1 pseudogene is annotated in these 501 nt (G+C 51.9%); it reads left to right on the top strand.

What is annotated here, in order from left to right:
* Positions 1-501, top strand: a pseudogene (locus E2I14_RS19465) (heme utilization protein); the annotation flags it as partial.

Genomic DNA, 501 nt, shown 5'->3' with positions numbered 1-501 from the left:
CAGCGGGTGTGGATGCGTTGACGACGTCGCAAATCGCAGTCTTAACGACGAATCAGGTTCAAAACGGCTTAACCACCGATGAAGTCGCTAGCCTCAATAGCGCGCAGGTGAGAGCGATTACGACTGCGGATGTCCAAGCGTTGAATACCGCTCAAATTGCTGCCTTAGGTACTGCCGGTGCCGATGCCTTAACGACTTCGCAAATCGTGGCGTTGACAACGAACCAGATCAATAATGGTTTAACGACCGCTCAGGTTAATTCGCTGTCCACCGCGCAAATTGCAGCCTTGACGACTAACCAAGTGCTCAACGGCCTCAACACCGCGGATATGGCAGCGTTGACTAGCAGCGAAGTCAAAGCCTTGACCACTGCACAAGTGGCTGTATTGAGCACAGCGCAAGTTACTGCTCTGGGTACTGCTGGTGTGGATGCATTGACGACGTCGCAAATCGCAGTCTTAACGACAAATCAGGTCCAAAACGGTTTAACTACCGATGAAG

The sequence above is a fragment of the Sapientia aquatica genome (assembly GCF_004358105.1).
GTDB lineage: Bacteria > Pseudomonadota > Gammaproteobacteria > Burkholderiales > Burkholderiaceae_D > Solimicrobium > Solimicrobium aquaticum.
This window is presented reverse-complemented; position numbering and strand designations above follow the sequence as displayed.